The sequence below is a fragment of the Embleya sp. NPDC056575 genome (genome assembly GCF_042793325.1).
Taxonomy (GTDB): Bacteria; Actinomycetota; Actinomycetes; order Streptomycetales; family Streptomycetaceae; genus Embleya.
On sequence record NZ_JBHTVA010000010.1, the window covers coordinates 182,355 to 202,042 of the forward strand.

A 19,688-nucleotide genomic window follows, 5' to 3' on the forward strand; every position below is an offset into this window, starting at 1 on the left:
GGCATGCGACGTCTCGACGAAGCACGCCCACGACCAGCGGAAAGGGACGGAGATGGACCACCTCGTCGCGCACCTCGCGCACGTCGAAATCCTCACACCCAGGCTCGAGGAGAGCGTCGTGTTCTTCCACGACCTCCTCGGCATGGAGGTTGTCCTCGAACACGGCGATTCGGTCTTCCTCAGGACGTGGGGCAACTACCTCCCCTACGACCTGATCCTCACGCGGAGCCCGACGACGGGCCTCGGCCACATCGGATGGCGGGCCAGGAGCGCCGAAGCCCTCGATCTCGCGGCACGGCGCCTCGGCGCGGACAACGCGGGCCTGGGCTGGCGGGAACCGGCACCCCGGCAGGGAAGGGCGTATCTCTTCGTCGGTCCCAACGGGCAGAAGCAGAAGCTCTTCTGGGAGACCGAGCGCTACCGGGCGCCTCGGCACCTGGCCTCGCCGCTGCCCACCCGCCCGCAGCGCAACCCCGCCCGCGGAGTCGCGGCCCGCCATCTCGACCACGTGAACTTCCCCTCCGCGGACGTGCTCGGGGACGCGCGGTGGTACGAGAGGAACCTCGGCGTCTTCCTCACCGAATGGACGGAGGTGCCCGACGGGGGGCCGGCCATCTTCGCGACCCTGTCCACCGGTTCGGCGTTTCAACTGGCCTTCCTGCGCGACGACTCCGGGTATCGGGGCCGGTTCCACCACTTCGCCCTGCAGGTCGACGAGCGCGCCGACGTCTTCCGTGCCGCCGAGATCTTCCGCGAGGCCGGAACTTCGATCGAATGGGGCCCGGGACGCCATGGGCACGGGGAATCCGTCTCGGTCTACGTGCGTGAACCCGGAGGAATGCGTCTGGAGGTGGTCTCCCCCGGCCTTCAGCGCATCGCCCCGGACCACGAGCCGGTCAAGTGGACCCCGGCCCAGGGATCCTCCGACTTCCACCTCAGCAGCCCGTTGCCCGAGGCGTTCCTCGAAGTCCTGCCGGCCGTCTCGACCACCGACCGACCAGCGTCCGCCATCGACGTGGCCGGACTCGGAAACCCCTGGGGCAACCCGTGAGATTCGCCGACGTCAACGCCCGCTCGACCCTCGTCACGGGCAGAGCCACCGGCATCGACCCGGCCCGTGCCGCCGGGGACGAGAGCCTCGTGGCCCCGTTCGGACCGGTCACGATCGCCGACGACACGGTCTACTGGGAGGCCGAGGTGGTCGTGGTGATCGGACGGGCCGCCCACCGGGTCCCCGAGTCCGAGGCGTGGGGCCATGTGGCCGGCATCACCGCCGGCCAGGACAGCTCCGACCGGTCGGTGCAAACCTGCACTGTCAACGGCGAGACCGTCCGGAGCGGATCCACCAAGGACCTCGTCTTCGGCTTCCCGAAGGCGGGGGTCGGGATCGGCCGCACATCTCCGCGTTTCCTGCACGACGGAGACGTCCTCGAAACCACCGTCGACGGGGTGGGGACCATGCGCCACGAGGCGCGTGCCCGGCCGCTCGGTCCGGCCGCAGCCGGGACGGCCACCCGGTCGGGGACCGAACGATGAGCGCGGCGTCGATCGACCTGGACGTCTGCATCGTCGGATACGGCCCGGTGGGCCAGACGCTGGCGGCGCTACTCGGGCGGAAGGGCTGGAAGGTCGGCGTGTACGAGCGCTGGGAACTGCCGTATCCGCTCCCCAGGGCCGGGCACGTCGACGACGAGATCGTACGCGTCCTCCAGTCGATCGGGGTCGCCGACCGGTTCGAGGCGCGGGCCGTCCCGGCGAGCGAGTACGACTGGATCGACGGCAACGGAGACCTCCTCTTCCGGATCGACTGGGGTAGGCCCACCACGTCGTCCTGGAGGTCCGACTACATCTTCTACCAGCCCGATCTCGAGGCCCTGCTCTCGCAGGCGGCAGAGGCCCACGAGAACGTCTCCGTCCACCGCGGCTGGGAAGCGGTCGGCCTCGAACAGCGCGAGGACCGGGTGGAGATGACCTTCCGCGGCGGGATACAGGACGGACCGGAGTGGGAGCCGAACGGCGCCACCACAACAGTCCGCGCCCGCTACGTCATCGGAGCCGACGGAGCCAACTCGTTCGTCCGCAAGGCGGCCGGCATCACCTGGGACGACTTCGGATTCTCCGAGACGCTCTCCATCGTGGACGTCCGACTCCACGAACCGGACCGGAGGATCGCGATGCCCGCGTCCGGTCAGATGTGCGACCCCGAGCGTCCCGTGACCCTCTTTCGCTGGCTGGCCCGCGAGCACGCCCGGTGGGAGTTCATGCTGATGCCGGGGGAAGACCCCGCCGAACTCGTCAGCGAGGCCGCCTGCTGGAACAAGCTCGAACGCTGGGGCGTGACCCCCGAGAACGCGACGCTGATCCGACGGACCCTCTACACCTTCCACTCCCTTGTCGCCCACGACTTCGTCAGCGGCCGCGCGATCCTGGCCGGCGACGCCGCGCACCTCATGCCACCGTTCCTGGGACAGGGAATGTGCTCGGGAATCCGCGACGCCGCCAACCTCGCCTGGAAACTGGACCTGGTCCTGAACGGCACCGCCTCGCACGACATCCTGGAGACCTACACGCGGGAACGACGCGACCACGTAAGCGAGATCACCCGGATCGCGATCTCGCTCGGCGCCATCCTGTGCGAAACCGACCCGCGGAAGGCGGCCGCGCGGGACGCCGGGATTCGCCGCGACGGACTGCCGCCCATACCCCCGCTGCCGGCCCTGACGACGGGCTTCCTCGGCAGCGCCGACGACGGCTCCGGTACTCGTGGCCGGCTCGGAGTACAAGGCCTGATCGTCCACGACGACAGGGTCAGGCGCTTCGACGACGTGGTGGGATCGGGGTGGACGCTGTTCTGCGCCGATCGTCGCCTTGCCGAGGATGCCCGCCGGATCTGTGACGCGGTGTCCGACGTCATCGGGATCGGCGTGGTCTACGTCTCCAAGGCCCCCGTGGAGTTCCCGGGCTCCTATGTCGACTTCGACGGTACGTACGACCGGTGGTTCGCCTCCTCGAACGCGCGGGCGATCCTCGTCCGCCCGGACTTCTACACCTACGGACAGGCGACGACCTCGGCAGAGGTCGTCGATCTCCTCCGCGAAATGATCAGTCGCTTGCGGAACCCCCTGGACAGCGCACCCGGTTCGCACTGACGGCCGGGCGGTTCCAGGGGCCGGGTCCGGCATCCCGCACCCGGCCGCGTCCCGGGACAGCGGTCGGCGGCACCGGGCCGCGTCGAGAATCCGACACCTGCCGCGTGCCGCGTGCGCCCGCACGATGTACCGCCTCCCTTGCCCGACCAAATCGGAGAATTTCTCTCCCCTTATGCTATCGTCTTGAAAGCGGAGAAAAACTCTCCGCTCAAGAGGCCCATCTCGTCGAAGGGAGCACGCCATGAACGGCGCGCTGACCGTCCGGACCGTAATCGACGGCACGGAGTACACGCAGGACGACATCCGCCGGTGGGAGCTGGACCGCGCCCGGAACGCGCTCGCCCTGCTCAAGGACCGGATCGGCGACGCGGCGATGCGGGAAATGCTCACCGAGGACCTCCGGGCGGCGGACGAGATCATGGCCCCGCTGCCGGACGCCTCGGGCGGCGTGTGGCGGTCCGCGGTGACCGAGATGGAGATCGGCGGGATCACCGCTGAGCAGTTCCTGACCTGGTGGCAGGGCCGGCTCGCGAGCGCCGACCGGACGGCGTTGCTCTCCGCCAATCCCGAGCACTACCTCGCCGACTCCGCCGACGGGGTGGTCGAGATCATCGAGACCATAGGCTCCGGGCCGCTGCGCTTCTTCCTCACCTTCCACGACGGTGTCGAGATCGAGGACGAGGGCCACGAAACCTACCCCGTGCGGATCGGCGGCACCGGACGGCTCACGGACGGCACCGAAATCTGCCGCGTCATGCACGAGTTCGGCGACGGTCCGCGCGGCCTGCGCATCCGCCTGACGATCCAGTTCCCCGCCGGCGCCCCCGAGCACGTCTTCACCGGCCATCAGTGGCACTTCGCCTGCGAATTCCGCAACTGGCTGGAGGCCGCGCACACGGCCCGCTGACGACGACCGAACGGACCGAGGCGATAAGCCGGTCCGGGGAATGGCGCCCGCCGACAGCGCCCGGACCACCCGCCCGGCTGATGATCGAGCCTGGCGGATGGCCTGTTCCGGGCTGGTCCCGGCGCGGTGCGCAGGCAAGCCGGGGGTGTCAGGTGGCGGCGAGGGCTTCGGTCGGGGGCAGCCGGGAGGCGCGTATGGCCGGGTAGAGGCCGGCGATGGCGCCGATGACGAGGGTGGCGCCGAGGCCGCCGACGGTGGCCCAGGCGGGGACCACCGCATCCCACTGGCGGGTGCCGGCGTACACCGTGGTCACGGCCGTGCCGAGGGTGACTCCGGCGAGTCCGCCGAGGGCGGACAACATGAGGGATTCGACGAGGAACTGGGCGCGGATCTGGCCGCGGGTGGCGCCGAGGGAGCGGCGCAGGCCGATCTCGCCGCGGCGTTCCAGGACGGTGATGACCATGGTGTTCGCGACGCCGACGCCGCCGACGAGCAGGGCGACGGCGCCGAGGCCGAGCAGCAGGCCGGTGAAGGCTTCGTCGGTGGCCTGCCGGGCAGCGAGCGCGTCGGAAGGGCGCGAGACCTTGACCTCGTTGGGGTTGCGCGGATTGGCGGTTCGGGCGAGCACGTCGCGGACGGCGGTCACCGCGGAATCGGCCGTGCGTGTGTAGACGGTGGTGGGGTGGCCGTCGAAGCCGAGGTACCCGGCTGCGGCGGGCCGTCCGACGAGGGCGGCGGAGTCGAGTTCCGGGGCGAGCGGCACCGGGTCGAGGATGCCGATCACGGTGAACCAGCGTCCGCCGAGGTATACGCGCATGTCGGGCCCGGCGCGGCCGATCCCGAGCCGGTCGGCGGCGGTGGCGCCGAGGACGGCGGCGGGGTAGCGCTCGGTGGCCGCGTTGAGCCACGTACCGCCGGCCATCCGGGCGCCGACCGTCTCGGGCAGCTTCAGGTCCGCGGCCTGCACGGACAGCCCGCCGCTTTCCGCCGCCGGGATGCGGTCGTTGCGGTACACCTTGGCGGTCTTGACGACGCCGGTGACCGCGGCCTGCCGAACCGGGCCGATGCGGGAGATCATCGCCGGCGCGTCGAGCGGCAGCGATGCCGCACCGCCGCTCAGCGCGCTGCCGGGGGCCACGGTGAGCAGGTTGGTGCCGAGTGCGGCGAGCCGGGCGTCGAGATCGGCGCGGCTGGACGTGGAGATCCCCGCGACCGCGGTCATCGCGGCGATGCCGATGGCGATGCCGAGCGCGGACAGGAAGACCCGCGTCGGCCGGGTGTGCAGCCCGACGGCGCCGACGGCGGCGACGTCGCGCGGGCGCAGCCGGGAGGGCGTGTACGTGGTGGTCATGTCAGGCCTCCTTGCCGGTGGAGGCGAGCGCTCCCTGGTGGGCCCGGTCGCCGGGTGGTTCGATCCGGCCGTCCCGCATGGCGACTTGCCGGGGCAGTGAGGCGGCGATGTCGCGGTCGTGGGTGATGACGAGGACGGTCGTGCCGGCGGCGTGGAGTTCGCGCAACAGGTCCATGACGCCGTGGCCGGAGGTGGTGTCGAGGTTGCCGGTGGGTTCGTCGGCGAGCAGTAGCACGGGGTCGCCGGCGACGGCGCGGGCGATGGCGACGCGTTGGCGTTGCCCGCCGGACAGTTCGTGCGGGAGGTGGTCCATGCGGTCGGCGAGGCCGACACGTTCGAGGGTGGCCTGGGCGCGACGGCGGCGTTCGCGGGGCGGGTGTCCGGCGTAGAGCAGCCCGTCGGCGACGTTTTCGCATGCGGTGCGGCCGGGAGCGAGGTGGAACTGTTGGAAGACGAAGCCGATGCGGTGCGCGCGGAGCGCGGACAGGCGGCGGTCGGACAGGGCGGCGACGTCGTGGCCGTCGATGCGGACGGTGCCGGCGGTGGGGCGGTCGAGGGTGCCGATGAGGTTGAGCATGGTGGATTTGCCGGAGCCGGACGGGCCGACGATGCCGGCGAGTTCGCCGTAGCCGACGGTCAGGTCGACGTCGGTGAGGGCGACGACACCGCCGGCGTATTCCCTGCCGACGCCGACGAGTTCGACGAGGGGTTCGGTCGGCCGGTTCACGAGGGCATCCCCACGACGGTGCCTTCGGCGATGCCCTGGCCGGACACTTCGACGCGTCCGCCGGCGAACATGCCCGTCTCGACCGGGACCAGGCGTGTCGCGGTCCCGTCGACGACCTGGACGCCGTAGCCGCCTTCGGCGAGCGCGAGGAGCGCGGCCACCGGCACGGTCAGCACGTTCTCGTGGCGCGAGGTGGTGAAGCCGACGTCGATCGAGGCCTGGTCGAGCTCGGCGACGGCGGTCGCGTCGTCCGGTGTGACGGTCGCCTTGAGCTTGGTGGTCGGGGTCGCCGGGGTTCCGCCGCTGTCCTTGCCCGGGTCGACGACGGTGGCGGTGGCGGTGATCCTGCCCGGGACGGTCTTGCCGTCGGGCAGCTTCAGTGTGACCGCGGTGCCGGTCTTGGCGAGGCTCGCGTACGCGATTTCCAGGTCGACGCCGACCACGCGGCGTGTGCCGGTGTACGTGAGCAGGGCCTGCCCCGGCTGGACGGCGTCGCCGAGGGCCGCCTTGTCGGTCTCCACGCGGAGTTCGCCGGGCGCGTAGTGCACGCGGCCGAGTTCGACGGTGCCGGTCTGCGTCAGCCCGTTCGCCTTCTGCCACTTCTTGACGGCGGCGGCCGTGGTTTCGGTGTACTTCTTGTCGACGGTGAATCCGCCGTAGCCGAGCGCGGCGAGGTTCTCCTCGAACTGCTGCACGTCGGGGCCCTCGGTGCCGACGGCGAGGTCGCGGTACGCGGGAAGCGTGCCGTACAGCAGCACGACGGGTGTGTTGTCGACCTTGTACAGCGGCTTGCCGCGCACCACCGTCGAGCCGGGTGCGGACACCGAGGTGAGCGTGCCGGTGACTTTGCCGCCGTTGAGGGTCGCGGTGTCGCCGTAGTCGAGCTTTCCGGATTTGGTCGTGGTGTCGACGAGGGTCTGCCGGGTGACGGTGCCGGTGGCGGGCGGGAGGCCGCCGCGGGACGGCTTGGGGTCGTCGTTCTTCGTGGGCAGGCCGATGCCGGTGGTGGCCGCGGCGGCGGCGCCCGCGGCGAGAACCGCGGTCACCGCGACGGCGATGCGGCCGGTGGGGCGCTTGCGGCGGGGCGTCATGCGTGGCCGCCCTCGTTGCCGCCGGCGTTGTGGGTGGTCTTGCCGGCTCCGCCGCCGGGCGGTTGCGGCATGTACTGCGTGCAGGCCTCGTCGGCGGCTTTGAACTTCGGGTCGTCGGGGCCGAGGCCGAGTTGGTCGTTGTTGATCTGCAGGCCGCCGTTGGGCGCGGGGTCGGGGAACTGCGGGAGGCCGTGCTCGCGCATGCACTTGGCGTACCGGCGGAGCTTCTCGGTGATCGCCGGGTCGACCTTCTGGTTCTCGCCGCCGTTGGGCATGAGGTCCTTGCACTTGCTCTGTGCGGCGTCGACGGCTTTCGGATCGGTGCCCTGCGGCAGGTCGAGCGAGACTCCGCCTTCGCCGTTGAACTGCGGGTCGGGGAAGGCGGGCACGCCGTTTTGGCGCATGCACTGGGCGTACTTGAGCATCGCGTCCTTCTCGTCGGCGGGCTTGGGCGTCTTGCTGCCCGCCGACCGCGTGGCGGTGGGGGTACCGGCGGAGGCGACCCGGTCTTCGTCGCCTCCGCCGCCCCCGCCGCACGCGGCGACGAGGGGGAAGAGCAGGGCGAGGAGGAGGCCGGTTTTCCCGCGTGTGCTCGTCATCGTCGGTCCTTCGGTCGTCCGGCCGCCCGGTCGGCGGCGTCGGAGGCCATTCGAGCCGAACGCGTGTCGCCCGGCCGTCACCGTTTGCGTTGACGCGGATGTGACACGCCGCCCGCCATGATGGGCGGATGCGCATCCTGGTGGTGGAAGACGAACCGCTGTTCGCGGACGCGGTCGCGGAATGGCTGCGCGGCGACGCGCACGCGGTGGACGTCGTCCACGACGGCGGCACGGCCCTGGAGAACCTGGAGGTGCACGACTACGACGTGGTCGTCCTCGACCGCGACCTACCCGTCGTGCACGGCGACGACGTCTGCCGCTCGATCGCCGCCGGCCCCGCCACCGCCCGCGTCCTGATGCTCACCGCGGCCGGCACCCTCGACGACCGGGTCGCCGGCCTCGCCCTGGGTGCGGACGACTACCTCGCCAAGCCCTTCGCGTTCCGCGAACTCGGCGCCCGCGTCGTCGCGCTCGGCCGCCGAGCCCGGCCGGCCGCTCCCCCGGTCCTGGCACGCGCCGGGATCCGGCTCGACCTGCACCGCCGCGAGGTCTACCGCGACGGCCGGTATGTCCCGCTGTCCCGCAAGGAATTCGCCGTCCTCGCCGAACTCCTGCGCGCCGACGGGGCCGCGGTCTCGGCCGAACTGCTCTTGGAGAAGGCATGGGACGAACACACCGACCCGTTCACCAACGTGGTGCGCATGACGATCCTGAAGCTGCGCCGGAAGCTCGGGGAACCGCAGGTGGTGGAGACGGAGCCGGGCGTCGGGTACCGGATCCGGTGATCCGCCGGCTCGCGGCCCGGCTCACTCCCGGGTGGGCGCGGCCGTCGCGGTGGGCGATCCGGGCGCGGCTGACGCTCGTCTGCGGAGTGCTGTTCTTCGTGGCGGGGGTCGTCGTGCTCGGCGCGACGTATCTGCTGGTGTCGCAGCAGTTGCCGACGGATTCGCAGGTGACGATGAGCGGGCCCCAGGCGCCGGGCGAGGCGGGCGCGCCCGTGTCGGACCCGGCGGCACCTCAGCGGCAGTTCACCCACGCGTCGAACGGCAGTACCCGCAGCGACGCGCTCAACGCGCTGCTGACCCAGGGCGGCATCGCCGTCGCCGCGGTCGGACTGGCCGCGACGCTGCTGGCGTGGCTGGTCGCCGGGCGCATGCTCCAGCCGTTGCAGCGGATGACCGACACCGCGCGCCGCATCGCGGAAGCCCCGGCGGCCGACCGCAACCTGCACGAACGCATCGCGCTGGCCGGCCCGGAGGACGAACTCAAGCGCCTCGCCGACACGTTCGACCTGATGCTGGAACGGCTCGACCATTCGTTCGACGGACAGCGGCGGTTCATCGCCAACGCGTCCCACGAACTGCGGACGCCGCTCGCGCTGAACCAGGCGCTGCTGGAGGTCGCGATCCACCGGCGGAACGCGTCCGACGACGTGCGGCACCTGGGCGAGACCCTGCTCGAGATCAACAGCCGACACGAGCGGCTCATCGACGGGTTGCTGCTCCTCGCCCGCTCGGAACACGACGTGGTGGAAAGGTCGTTCGTCGACTTGGCGGACATCGTCGAGCACGTGGCCTCACAGGTGCCGTCCGAGGGCTCCGTCAAGGTCGAAGCCACCGCCGAGGAGGCCGCGACGACGGGGAACCCCGTGCTCCTGGAGCGACTCGTGCAGAACCTCGTGGAGAACGGGATCCGGTACAACGTGTCCGACGGCTGGGTGCGGCTGAGCAGCCGCACCGCGCCCGACGGATGGGCGGTGGTCGAGGTCGCGAACACCGGCCCGGTCGTGCCGCGCTACGAAGTCCCGTCCCTGTTCGAACCGTTCCGCCGCCTCGGCGACGAGCGCCTGGCGCGCCGGACGAAGGGCGCCGGCCTCGGCCTCTCCATCGTCCGGGCGGTCGCGCGCGCCCACGGCGGCGAGGTCACCGCGGAGCCACGCGACGGCGGCGGACTCGTGGTCCGACTACGCCTGCCCGGCGCCTGACCTCCGGGGTCGATCGAGGCGATGTGCGTCATGGCGCCCCGGACCATGATGCGGAACCACGCGGCCCGCTTCACGGCAGGGCAAACCCCGGACAACGGGCCGGGGCGTGCGCCAGAATTTCCCACGGCTCGGCCCCGGGGCGACCGCCTCGGGAACTGTCGTTGGGTGGGGGACACTCATGTACATACCTTGGCCAAGACTGCACAGGGCAATCATTCCGACAATCTTCGTGTTACTGCTCGCGTTAACCGTCGCCGCACCGGGGACATCCCGGGCGGCCGCGAACGACCCGGCCCCGCCGGCCACCTGCCCGTGCACGTTGTGGGCGTCGACCGAACAGCCCTCCTCCGGTCCCGATCCGGACACCTCCGCCACCGAACTCGGCGTCAAGTTCCAGGCGGACCAAGCCGGTTACATCACCGGCGTACGTTTCTGGAAGGACGCCACCAACACCGGCACGCACACCGGGACCCTGTGGTCGGCGTCCGGCGATCGACTGGCCACCGCCACGTTCACCGACGAGTCCGAATCGGGCTGGCAGCAGGTCAACTTCGCCCAACCCGTCGCGGTCGACGCCGGCACCACCTACGTAGCGTCCTACCAGGCACCCAACGGCAGGTACAACGCCGACCAGGGCGGCCTGACCGCCGCGCACGTGCGCGGCCCGCTCACCGCGCCCGCGAGCGAGGCCGCCGGCGGCAACGGCGTGTACCTCTACGGCGCCGGATTCCCGAACTCGACCTGGAACGACACCAACTACTGGGTCGACCCGGTGTTCAACACCACCAACGCCCCCGGCCCCGCGCCGGCGGTCATCGAGATCTCCCCGACGCAGGGGGAGGTCTCCGTCCCGGTCGACACCAACATCACCGCCACGTTCGACCGGGAGGTGCAACCCTCCAGCATCCGGTGGGTGATCTGGCAGGGCGAGAGCGGCGGCCGGCCCGGCAGCACGACCTACAACGCCGCCTCCCGCACCACCACCTTCGATCTCACCTACCATCTGGCGCCCGCCAACACCTACTTCGTCGATCTGATGGGCGTGAAATCCCTCGACGGCACCCCGATGCCGACGAAGCGCTGGTCCTTCACGACGGCCGACAGCCCGCCACCGGTCTGCGACCCGTCCTGCACCATCTGGCCGGCGAGCGCGACGCCGGACGTGCTCGCGGACACCGACACCACCGGCATCGAAGTCGGTGTCAAATTCGGCGTCAACACGCGCGGGTTCGCCACCGGCCTGCGGTTCTACAAGGGCCCCGGCAACATCGGCCCGCACACCGGAACCATCTGGATGGGCGCGGGCTTTCCCATGGCCACCGCCACGTTCACCAACGAGTCCGAATCGGGCTGGCAGCAGGTGGCGTTCGACCAGCCTGTCCCGATCTACCCCAACGTCACCTACGTGGCCTCGTACTTCGCCCCTGCGGGCCGATACTCCTCCACCGAGGGCGGATTGACGGACGCGGTCGGAGGCGCGATCATCGCCCCCGCGTCCGGAAGCGTCGGCGGCAACGGCGTGTACAAGTCCGGCGCGGCCGGCTATCCGAGCAGCTCGCGAAACGGCACCAACTTCTGGGTGGACGTCGTCTTCACCACCAACGGCTAGACGGTTCCGTCAACACGATCGAATACCCATCGGCTCGCCGGCCGGGCCCGGCCGGCGAGCCACCCGGTCACAGTGGCGGCGCGGATCCGGCACCCGGCCGAGCCCCACACCGCCGCCCGTATCGGCGAACGCGTGCGCGCCCACGGGCAGGAGCGTGGCGGGAACACAGGGGGCGCGGCACCGGGTCCTCGGGGAAGGACGACCCGATGCCACGCCCTCGGCGGATCAGACACCGGCCGAGCCGGGCGCGTCCGACTCCCCACCCGCGGGGTATCGGCAACCGCTCGAGCACCGACAGGGCGGTTCCTGGGGAAAGGCGAGAAAGGGCGGTGAAGTACCGCGGTGGACACGGGAACCACCCACCATCCTGGTGCCGTCCGGGCCGACCCGGTACACGGTGACAACCAATCGTGAATTCTCCGCCGGCGAGGCGACAACATCGGGCACGGGTCTCCCCTTTCGACCGAAGAAGCCATTCCAGAGGTACCACCCACACGTCGACCGGGCACACGAACGACCCGCCATCACCCGAACGGCTCAGAACGCTCGTCGGTGGGCGACAACCCCAGGGCGAAGCCGACTTCGCATGGTAACCATTCGTGGTCGAAATCGCCCGCTCCGTTACCGAGTGCAACTTGCCCGTGATCGTTCGTTGACCACTGTGGAGCGGCCCACAGCCGCCCCGGATCGGGGATGGACGTTCACCGAGGCCTTCGCCGACGCGATCGGCAACCGTCTGCGACGCCCCATCTCCCGCCTTCACCCGCTCCGGACGAGATGGCACCGAACCCACGACGCGGACCGCTCGTTGGACAACGCGTGAGCGGCCCACACGCACAACCCGAACCCACGCCCACCCATGGCCGGCAGGACACCCCGGTGTTCGACGCCCTGTCGAACGAATGGATCGCGGCCGGACGCGAACTGCCCTGGGAGACCCCCGCCATACCGGCGAACAACGGCCCCGGACCCCACACCCTCCAACCCGGAACCGGCGGACCCGCCCCCGTCCCCGCCCCCCGCACCGGACACCCGTGAACACCCGCCCCGCAGTCGGCCGGCGCGTCCGCGCAGGCGGCCGGCACTGCGAAGTCACCTGAACGGACCCACACCGGCATGGGAGTTGCAGGTTGATGGTGGTTGAGCGTCGTCGGGCGGGTATGGGGCCGTGAGACCGGCGAGGGCAGTGTCCTCCTGCGACCTCCCGGCCCGAGGGTGATCGATCCCGTCTCGGGGTGCCGGCACCCCGAGACGGGATCGATCGCCCCGTGGTCCCTCTCGTTTGTTCCGCAGCGCTGAAGGGTGTTCGTCATGGGCCGAGGCTTGATTGTCGTGGACGTACAGAACGACTTTTGCGAGGGAGGCAGTGTTCCCGTCGCCGGCGGGGAGCGAATCGCCGCCGCGATCGCCGATCTGGTCGCGCAGAGCGCCGGATCCGATTATCACTACGTCGTCGCGACCCGGGACCACCACATCGACCCGGGATCCCACTTCTCCGAGAACCCGGACTTCAAGGACAGCTTCCCCGTCCACTGCGTGGCGGGCGACGAAGGAGGGGAGTTCCACCCCAATTTCGCCCCCGCCGTCAAGGGCGGCAAGGTGGATGCCGTCTTCTTCAAGGGTGCCCACAGCGCGTCCAAGAGCGGCTTCGAGGGCGCCGACGAGGAGGGCACGCCCCTGGCCGACTGGCTGCGCTCACGCGGGGTGGAGGACGTCGACATCGTGGGCATCGCCACGGACCACTGCGTACGCGCCACCGCGCTGGACGCCGTCAAGGCCGGCCTCCGGGCCCGGGTACGCCTCGACTACTCGGTCGGGGTCGCCCCGGACACCACGGCCGCGACGCTGGAGGACTTCCGCCGAGCGGGCGTCGCCGTGACCGGCGAGTCACCAGCCCCCCGATAGCACCCCGTCACCCGGCGCCCGCGCGGGTGTGGTTCAGCCCGGTGGGTCGCGGCGTCGGCCGGGGATGTGTCGTCGGGGTGGGCGGGTGAGGGTGATCTGGCGGACGAGCTGGTGCAGGCAGGCCGTGGTCGCCACCGCGGGCAGCACGGCGACGAGGACGCCCTGGACGGTCATCGGGGCATGCGTGAGGGACAGCGCCATCGACAGGCCCGCGAAGGCCGCGACCACGATCCACGAGTGCAGTGCCCGACGGCGGTGCAGGCTCGAGCGCAGGATCGACAACGAGGCCACCACCCACGGCCCCTGGACCAGGACGGGCCACCACCGGGCCGGGCCGGAGGTCGCGCCGACGGTGTGCTTCAGCGGCGCCAGGGTGATCAAGGCACCGAGCACACCGATCGCGGCGACCAACACGACGTTGACCACCACCAGGGACCGGCTGATCCGGTCCACCCGCCGTTCGCCGCCGGCCGGCCGAGCGGACGGAGCGGGCCGCCGGCGATGACCGGCCGGATCCCGGACCGGGGCCGGGAGTTCGACGGTGACGGGAACCTCTTCGACGGGGCTCCCCAGGAGCCGAGCCAAATCGGCCTCGAACCGTGGGTCTCCCACCACCGCGAAGGACGGGGAGAGCCCGTCGGGCAACAGGGCCGCGTTCGGTACCGGCCACTCCACCACGCCGGGCGACGACACGACGTTCGGCGGAATCTGCGTGCCGGACGGGGGATACGGGTCGTATCCATAACCTTCATACATGGGTCTGGCTCATTCAACGGATCGGACGTCGCACGGCACCACCACGAACCACGATGCCGAATACGCGTGTCGAGGGTCGGCGGACGATCGGTCCCGGTTCACGATCGCGGATCGTCCAGGACGTCGTCGAGACGGCGCGAATACTCCGCCGCGATCAACATCATCGTCAGGGCGAACTGCTCCATGTCGGCGGAACAGTGCCGAAGCGCGACGCGACAGCCCGCACGTTCGATGTACGCGTGCGGAGACCGTTTGCGGAACGTCGCCGCACGAGGGGTGAGCACCCAGTCCCCCATGGGAAAGGCCCGTTGGGCGAGGGTGGGGGACGCGAAGGCGGAGACGGAGGCTCTGGGATTCACGCCCGGCTAACGACACGCTCTCCCCGACGGCGCTGGTCCGAAACGGTGAACCACACACCCGGATTCGCGACTTTACCGATCACGCGTCGCACATTTTCGGACACCGGACCCGCAAGGCCCGCACCACCGGAAACCCGAACTCCCCGGAATTGCAGGGAAGCGTGACCCTTCACCCAAGAACCCTTTACCTACCTCACAGAAAACTCATGGGTTGGCAAAAGTTTCGGGGTGGACGGCAAACGCGAACACCCACCCCTGCGCAGACCCTCCACACCGGCGGTGCCGACGCGACGGCCGGCCCCGGGCGCCGGGACAAGCCCGGCGACGGGCGTGGGTTGCGGCCCGGTCGGGAGGGTGAGGCCCGGGTCGTGGGTGGAGCGTCCCGGTGTGCCGAGCCCCGGCGGTCGGTCGTCTCCCGGACGCGGCGGCTGATACGTCGGGATCGGACGCTTGTTGTAGTGGTCCGGCTCGTACACCACGACGTACAGCGCGACCGCCACGCTGCCCACAGAGCATCGTCCCCGGAATCAGCACGTCGTCGCGCCGGCCCCACGCCTCGCTGAAGGCGGGCATCCGCAGGGTCAGTTCGTTCTCGCACACGCCGTACGCGAACAGGTCGGGTCTGGCGAGGGGTTGCACGCCGGCGGGTCGTAGGTCGAAACGGGCATGCCGCCCCCCCTCCCCCTGGGCCCCCGATCACGTGCCTCATGCTGCCGGCGCGTGCCGACCGGGTCCGAGGCTCGGGCGGGGTTCACGGTCACGACCGGCGCCGGTCTCCGGCTGCGCGGGCGCTGCGCAAAGGTGACGGGGCAGGTGTCGGGCGGCCGGCCGTCGGGGGTTACAGGTTTGCCAGTAGGGCGGTGAGGGGGGTGGGGACTCGGGTGGGGGTGAGGGCCTTGGTCAGGAGGTGGGCGTAGCGGATTTTGCGGCCCTTTTTGGTGCCGAGGAAGCGGCGCATGCGTTGGGGTGGGAGTCGGTCTTGTTGGGCGGGTTGGCGTACGAAGGTCTGCCAGGCCCGGAGGTCGCCCTCGGTGTGGATGATCTCCTCGATCCGTGGCACGCCGAGGGCGCGGACCAGTTCGTCCTCGAGATCGGCGGTACATACGAACAGCCCGGCACGAGAGGCGTGTACCCGGTCGAAGCCGCGATCGTAGAAGGGCTTCTCGGCCTCGTCGCACAGTCCGACCAGGCGCAGGCCCAATCCAGGCGGTCCCAGGAGGGCGGCGTAGCGGCCGATGCTCATCGCGCCGCCCATCGCCAGGACGCACACCCCTTCGGAGGCCAGGTCACGCCCGCGGTCCGCGGCGAGCGTTTCGACGGCCGCGACGTCGCTCGGGCCTTCGAGCAGTAGCGCCGTCCGCACGTCCAGTTCCTCGGCCAACTCCCCCGCCGATTCGCCGGAGCCGCCCGCCGCCCAACCTGTGACCGCATCACGAAGGGCACCCATGTCCGCCATACGCGGATTCTGCCCCGCGCGGGCCGGTGCGGCACGCGGATTTCATCCGGCGCGCCCCGCGGCTCGGGGGTTTCGGGTGCTGTCTCGGCGGGCGGCGGCCACGCCGCGGCACCCGGCGAGAGTGTCATTCGCGGGCTTCCCGAGGAGCCCGCGCAGCCGGCTTCGCGGCTTGTTTCGCCGTGACCAGTACGCCGATCCCGTCCAGGATGCGGTCGAGGCCGAAGGTCACGTCGTCGTCGACGACGTCGTCGGTGTAGTCGTTGTCGTCCATCATGGACGCCAGGACCGCGTGACCGCGTTCGTGCAGCCGGGGCAGGAGGAACCCGGTCACGGTGTCCGACTGTGTCGGGGTCGCGGTGCTGTACCGCAGGTCGCGACGCATGCCGCCGATCTGCCGCGCGAAGCCGTCCAGCACGAACGCGCACCTCAGTGCCTCGACGGGGGTCAGCCCGGCGCCGGTCAGCGCCTTCAGGATCGCCTCGGTCCAGTCCACCAGGTTCGGCGTCACCGGCGCCCCGCGGACGGGGAGATCGCACAGCCAGGGGTGGACGTCGCACCGGTCGATCATCGCCCGCGTCCATACGTTCGCCGCGTCGCGCCAGTCTCCCGTCCCGGACGCCAGGTCCGGCGCCGTACCCCAGGCGGCCTCGGCGACCAGAACCAGCAACTCGTCCCGGGACCTCACATACCGGTACATCGCGTTTGCGGTCAGCCCGAGCCGCTGGGCGATCTTGGGCATCGACAGGGCGCCGAATCCGTCCGCGTCGGCCAGTTCGACGGCCGCGCCGACGATCTGCTCGATGCTCCGCGACGGCTTACGCCCGAGCTTGGTCGTCTTGACGGGCAGGCCCCACGCCAAGGCCAGCCCCGGCGGCAGCTCGGAGTCCTCCGTGATCGGCATCCGGTGGCCTCCTCCGCTCGACCGGAAATGTCTGTCGGGCCGACCCTACCTTGACTTCGTGTATGCCCCACACTTTAATTAGTGTGACCCCCACACAAATAATGGTCGTCAAAGGGAGCACGACATGAAACTCCTGTATCGACACCGCGCGCCGGGCCGGCGCACCCCACGGCTCGGCGGTGTCGGCGGTGTGGTGGTGCTGCTGGCCGCGACGTTGCTCTCGAGCCCGATCGCCGGCGCAGAGGCGGCCCACGCACTGCCACCGGATCGCGGCGACAACAGCCCCGCCGCCTCTACCGTGGTTCGGACCGATGCCGGCGCCGTCCGCGGCAGGGTCGATGCGACCGCCAGGGTGTTCCAGGGGATTCCGTACGCCGCGCCGCCGATGCGCGACCTGCGCTGGGCCTCGCCGCAACCGGCCGAGCCGTGGCAGGGAGTACGAGACGCCACCAGGCCCGGCAACCGCTGCGCCCAGGGCGGCGGAGTGATCGACGAGCCCAGCACGACGGAGGACTGCTTGTTCCTCAACGTCACCACGCCGCGCACCACCGGGAAACGCAAACTGCCGGTGATGGTGTGGATCCACGGCAACGGGTTCATCAACGGCACCGCCGCCCTGTACGGTGCGCAGCGGTTGGCCGCCGACGGCGACGTGATCGTGGTCAGCCCGAACTACCGGCTCGGGGTCTTCGGATTCCTGACCCACCCGGCACTCGACCACGGCAAGGCCCGAAACCTGTCCGGGAACTTCGGTCTCGAGGACCAGCAGGCCGCGCTGCGCTGGGTGCAGCGCAACGCCGCGGCATTCGGCGGTGACCCCGGCAACGTCACGATCTTCGGCGAGTCCGCGGGCGGGACCAGCGTCTGCGCCCAACTCGCCGCGCCGACCTCGGCGGGGCTGTTCCATCGGGCGATCGTGCAGAGCGCGCAGTGCACCGGTGAGAAATGGTCGCCGGGGCCCGCGACCTGGTTCCCGCTGCCCCGCGCCGACCGTCAGGCGCACGGTCTCGAGGTGGCGGCCGAGGTCGGCTGTACCGACCCGGTGACCGCGGCGGCCTGCCTGCGCGAGACATCCGTCGAAGAACTGGCCAAGTGGTCCGACGTCGGTGTCGGGTCGGGTCCCACCGTCGGTGGGGGTTTCCTGCCACTCAGCCCCGAGCACGCCTTCGCGACCGGTCGCTTCAATCGTGTCCCCGTCATGCAGGGAACCACTCGGGACGAACACCGCCTGTTCACCGCGGCGATCGAGGTCGCCACCGGAGAGGTCACCACCGCGGACAGCTATCGCGAGCAACTCGCCGCCTTGTTCAACCCGGCCGACCTGCGGCGAGTTCTGGCCCGGTATCCGGTCGCCGAATTCCACTCCCCCGGCGAGGCACTGTCCGCGGTCGTGACCGACTGGGCCTGGGGATGCACCGCCCAGGACCGGGACCGCGCACTCGCCGCACACACCGCGGTCTACGCCTACGAGTTCGCGGACGAGACCGCGCCGTGGTTCAGCGCCCTGCGCAGACCCGACTTCCCCACCGGCGCGTTCCACGGAGCCGAACTGCAGTACCTGTTCGACGACGAGCAACTCCCCGGCCCGCAGACGCCCGCCCAGCGACAGCTGTCCACGAGCATGATCGGCTACTGGACCCGATTCGCCGCCACCGGAAACCCCAACGGCGACGGACAACCCCGCTGGATGCCCTTCCGGGGCGACGGTTGGGTGCAATCACTCGCGACCACGGCGATCGACCGGACCGACCGCGACGCGCAACACCAGTGCGCCTTCTGGAAGACCATCGATTCGCGCCCCGAGCGCCCGTAAATCCGACGCGGTCCTGCTCACTTCCCACGATCTCGACGAAGTGGCCCGAGTACGCCGCCGGTTCGCGATGCCGCGGCGGCTCGGTCACGCGAGGAACGCCGGCAGCGGTGCCGGGCGCGGCAGGGCGGGTACGCGCACCGCGCGCCCGCGCCGCCGCGCACCACGGCGGTGACCGCGCTCGGGGCCGGAACGTGCGGGCGCGCGGGCCCGCCCACCATGCTGCTCAGCCGCCGCTCTGCATGGCTTCCTCGGCGCGCTTCGCCATCTCTTGTTCGGAGACGTCCTCGACGTGCGAAGCGACGTTCCAGTGGTGACCGAAGGGGTCCTCGAACCCGCCCGTCCGGTCGCCGTAGAACTCGTCCTTCACCGCCCGCAGTTCCCGGGCGCCCTTGGCGAGGGCATCGGCGAAGACCGCATCGACGTCCTCGACGTACACGTGAAGGGTCACCGGCGTGCCGCCCACGGCTTTGGGGCCGCGGAAGCCCATGTCCGGGAACTCGTCCGCGAGCATGACGATCGAGGTGCCCAGTTGTAGCTCGGCATGGCCGATCCTGCCGCCGGGCGCGGCCATTCTCATGCGCTCGGTGGCGCCGAGGACGGACACGTAGAAGTCGATCGCGGCCGCCGCTCCGTCGACGCAGAGGTAGGGCGTGACGCGCGGGTAATCCTCGGGCACAGGTTTGACGCTCACGGTCGCCGGCCTCTCCGGTCGGGGGCGATACGGCCGACGGTCGGGCACGACTGTCGATTCGGGCAAAGCGGCATGCCGGGCATATCGAACACGCGGGATCAGCGTGGCATGCGGCACGGCGCCACGCGCCAGGCACGCCGTAGGCCGAGTCGATACTCACCCGCATGGGCCCCGAGGCGCCCCCCCGTCCGGTCTGCCGCTCGCACCCATGGGCGGGGTCCGGGAGCCGCGGACCGACGAGCGGGGGGACTCCGGTAGCGCCGAATGGGGCACCGTGCTCGCGATGCCCGCGCGTCTCGGGGGGCGGGCGCGCCAGGCGGGATACGTTGCGCGGCGAGGCGTTGGGGCGAATATGTGCCGCACCGGCGAGGGCCCGGAGCGGACCCGCTC

At 70.9% G+C, this 19,688-nt stretch carries 19 protein-coding genes; 10 read left to right on the plus strand and 9 right to left on the minus strand.

Going from position 1 to position 19,688, the window contains the following annotated elements; genetic code table 11:
• Window positions 1-52 precede the first annotated feature (52 nt).
• The 4 genes from ACFRCG_RS10640 (at window position 53) to ACFRCG_RS10655 (ending at window position 4,056) form a co-directional block, all read left to right on the plus strand.
• Window positions 53-1,051, plus strand: coding sequence for a VOC family protein (locus ACFRCG_RS10640; protein ID WP_380030441.1), 999 nt, complete (start codon window positions 53-55; stop codon window positions 1,049-1,051).
• On the plus strand, window positions 1,048-1,536 hold the full coding sequence (locus ACFRCG_RS10645; protein ID WP_380030442.1) for a fumarylacetoacetate hydrolase family protein: 489 nt from the start codon (window positions 1,048-1,050) through the stop codon (window positions 1,534-1,536). Before ACFRCG_RS10640 ends, ACFRCG_RS10645 begins: the two co-directional genes overlap by 4 nt.
• The gene (locus ACFRCG_RS10650; protein WP_380030443.1) at window positions 1,533-3,149 is read left to right on the plus strand and encodes a bifunctional 3-(3-hydroxy-phenyl)propionate/3-hydroxycinnamic acid hydroxylase; all 1,617 of its coding nucleotides are present in this window, start codon (window positions 1,533-1,535) and stop codon (window positions 3,147-3,149) included. The genes ACFRCG_RS10645 and ACFRCG_RS10650 overlap by 4 nt, the downstream gene beginning before the upstream one ends.
• Before the next feature lie 241 nt (window positions 3,150-3,390).
• Window positions 3,391-4,056, plus strand: coding sequence for a hypothetical protein (locus ACFRCG_RS10655; protein WP_380030444.1), 666 nt, complete (start codon window positions 3,391-3,393; stop codon window positions 4,054-4,056).
• A gap of 148 nt (window positions 4,057-4,204) precedes the next feature.
• Here the strand turns inward: ACFRCG_RS10655 and ACFRCG_RS10660 are convergent, their stop codons facing one another.
• Genes ACFRCG_RS10660 through ACFRCG_RS10675 form a run of 4 tightly spaced genes read right to left on the minus strand, consistent with a single transcriptional unit; the run spans window position 4,205 to window position 7,824 of the window.
• A complete protein-coding gene (locus tag ACFRCG_RS10660; RefSeq protein WP_380030446.1) occupies window positions 4,205-5,407 on the minus strand; it encodes an ABC transporter permease in 1,203 nt (400 codons plus the stop codon).
• A 1-nt stretch (window position 5,408) separates the two neighbouring features.
• Window positions 5,409-6,134 carry an ABC transporter ATP-binding protein gene (locus ACFRCG_RS10665; protein ID WP_380030447.1) on the minus strand — a complete coding sequence of 242 codons (726 nt, stop codon included), beginning with the start codon at window positions 6,132-6,134 and terminating at the stop codon, window positions 5,409-5,411.
• Window positions 6,131-7,225: an efflux RND transporter periplasmic adaptor subunit gene (locus ACFRCG_RS10670; RefSeq protein ID WP_380030448.1), complete on the minus strand. Its 1,095-nt coding sequence runs from the start codon at window positions 7,223-7,225 to the stop codon at window positions 6,131-6,133. Before ACFRCG_RS10670 ends, ACFRCG_RS10665 begins: the two co-directional genes overlap by 4 nt.
• Window positions 7,222-7,824: a hypothetical protein gene (locus ACFRCG_RS10675; protein WP_380030449.1), complete on the minus strand. Its 603-nt coding sequence runs from the start codon at window positions 7,822-7,824 to the stop codon at window positions 7,222-7,224. Before ACFRCG_RS10675 ends, ACFRCG_RS10670 begins: the two co-directional genes overlap by 4 nt.
• 128 nt (window positions 7,825-7,952) lie before the next feature.
• Between ACFRCG_RS10675 and ACFRCG_RS10680 the strand changes: the two genes are divergently transcribed.
• The 5 genes from ACFRCG_RS10680 to ACFRCG_RS10700 all read left to right on the plus strand — a co-directional run bounded on the left by ACFRCG_RS10680 (window position 7,953) and on the right by ACFRCG_RS10700 (window position 13,322).
• Window positions 7,953-8,609: a response regulator transcription factor gene (locus ACFRCG_RS10680; protein WP_380030451.1), complete on the plus strand. Its 657-nt coding sequence runs from the start codon at window positions 7,953-7,955 to the stop codon at window positions 8,607-8,609.
• On the plus strand, window positions 8,606-9,808 hold the full coding sequence (locus ACFRCG_RS10685; protein ID WP_380030452.1) for a sensor histidine kinase: 1,203 nt from the start codon (window positions 8,606-8,608) through the stop codon (window positions 9,806-9,808). Before ACFRCG_RS10680 ends, ACFRCG_RS10685 begins: the two co-directional genes overlap by 4 nt.
• Window positions 9,809-10,037: 229 nt before the next feature.
• Complete coding sequence (locus ACFRCG_RS10690) at window positions 10,038-11,417, plus strand: DUF4082 domain-containing protein (protein ID WP_380030453.1); 1,380 nt, start codon at window positions 10,038-10,040, stop codon at window positions 11,415-11,417.
• A gap of 819 nt (window positions 11,418-12,236) precedes the next feature.
• Window positions 12,237-12,455 carry a hypothetical protein gene (locus ACFRCG_RS10695; RefSeq protein ID WP_380030455.1) on the plus strand — a complete coding sequence of 73 codons (219 nt, stop codon included), beginning with the start codon at window positions 12,237-12,239 and terminating at the stop codon, window positions 12,453-12,455.
• Between the two features lie 273 nt (window positions 12,456-12,728).
• Window positions 12,729-13,322: an isochorismatase family protein gene (locus tag ACFRCG_RS10700; protein WP_380030457.1), complete on the plus strand. Its 594-nt coding sequence runs from the start codon at window positions 12,729-12,731 to the stop codon at window positions 13,320-13,322.
• Between the two features lie 33 nt (window positions 13,323-13,355).
• Here ACFRCG_RS10700 and ACFRCG_RS10705 read toward each other — a convergent pair whose 3' ends face one another.
• From ACFRCG_RS10705 to ACFRCG_RS10720, 4 genes are all read right to left on the minus strand, one after another.
• A complete protein-coding gene (locus tag ACFRCG_RS10705; RefSeq protein ID WP_380030459.1) occupies window positions 13,356-14,078 on the minus strand; it encodes a DUF2637 domain-containing protein in 723 nt (240 codons plus the stop codon).
• Window positions 14,079-14,176: 98 nt separating this feature from the next.
• On the minus strand, window positions 14,177-14,437 hold the full coding sequence (locus tag ACFRCG_RS10710) for a hypothetical protein (protein ID WP_380030460.1): 261 nt from the start codon (window positions 14,435-14,437) through the stop codon (window positions 14,177-14,179).
• Window positions 14,438-15,275: 838 nt separating this feature from the next.
• Window positions 15,276-15,893, minus strand: coding sequence for a TOPRIM nucleotidyl transferase/hydrolase domain-containing protein (locus ACFRCG_RS10715; RefSeq protein WP_380030462.1), 618 nt, complete (start codon window positions 15,891-15,893; stop codon window positions 15,276-15,278).
• Window positions 15,894-16,017: 124 nt separating this feature from the next.
• Window positions 16,018-16,794 carry a TetR/AcrR family transcriptional regulator gene (locus ACFRCG_RS10720; protein ID WP_380030463.1) on the minus strand — a complete coding sequence of 259 codons (777 nt, stop codon included), beginning with the start codon at window positions 16,792-16,794 and terminating at the stop codon, window positions 16,018-16,020.
• A gap of 124 nt (window positions 16,795-16,918) precedes the next feature.
• Here ACFRCG_RS10720 and ACFRCG_RS10725 point away from each other — a divergent pair, with 124 nt between their 5' ends.
• On the plus strand, window positions 16,919-18,607 hold the full coding sequence (locus ACFRCG_RS10725) for a carboxylesterase/lipase family protein (protein ID WP_380030464.1): 1,689 nt from the start codon (window positions 16,919-16,921) through the stop codon (window positions 18,605-18,607).
• A gap of 223 nt (window positions 18,608-18,830) precedes the next feature.
• Here ACFRCG_RS10725 and ACFRCG_RS10730 read toward each other — a convergent pair whose 3' ends face one another.
• Window positions 18,831-19,283, minus strand: coding sequence for a VOC family protein (locus ACFRCG_RS10730; RefSeq protein WP_380030465.1), 453 nt, complete (start codon window positions 19,281-19,283; stop codon window positions 18,831-18,833).
• Window positions 19,284-19,688 lie beyond the last annotated feature (405 nt).